This window comes from Pseudomonas sp. P7779 (assembly GCF_013386315.1).
GTDB lineage: Bacteria > Pseudomonadota > Gammaproteobacteria > Pseudomonadales > Pseudomonadaceae > Aquipseudomonas.
Genome location: NZ_JACARZ010000228.1, coordinates 1 through 555, shown reverse-complemented (window position 1 = coordinate 555; position 555 = coordinate 1). Strand labels below are relative to the sequence as shown.

1 protein-coding gene and 1 pseudogene are annotated in these 555 nt (G+C 49.0%); both read right to left on the bottom strand.

Features of this window, described 5'->3' with window-relative positions; translation table 11 throughout:
- Positions 1–7: 7 nt before the first annotated feature.
- On the bottom strand, positions 8–376 hold the full coding sequence (locus HX869_RS31320) for a hypothetical protein (RefSeq protein ID WP_177022653.1): 369 nt from the start codon (positions 374–376) through the stop codon (positions 8–10).
- Positions 373–555, bottom strand: a pseudogene (locus HX869_RS31440) (hypothetical protein); the annotation flags it as partial. The pseudogene HX869_RS31440 and the gene HX869_RS31320, both read right to left, overlap by 4 nt.

The following is a 555-nucleotide window of genomic DNA, read 5'->3' as shown; positions in this document are numbered from 1 at the left end:
TAAAAAGCTACCACTTAATCCAGACGTACCAGAGCCCCGAACCTACAAATCCAACCATTCCAAAACGATACGGCCACAGCACCCAGCGCTTGAGAGACAGAGGAACAGACGCCAGCTCTGCCGCCGTCACGTCTCCTCTTCGGATGTGCAGCTTGGGCAGTGAAAGAAAGTCGACAATCAGACTCAAACGCTTGTATCTGTCGATCAGTTTGTTTCTGCCCCAAAACCGTTTGTTGTCACGGACCAAAACGTTATCAATGAAGTAGCTTTCCAGTTCATCCAGTTTTCTGTACTCGACGAATAGCTTCAAACCCAAAAAAATAAATGGCCATCCCCCCAATAAAATCACGCTAAATCCGTGCAACGAAATAGTCATGCACCCTCTCCCTCATAGAATAAGTCGCCGGCCATTTCTCCTAATGCTCCTCCCACGGTTCCACCGGAATACCCTCCCGCAGCACCGCCAATAATCCCGCAAGCGAGTTCACCTTTCCCTTTAGTAGCGATACCCAAAACTAATTTACACAAACCACGCCCCACCTTTGCGCCCAATAC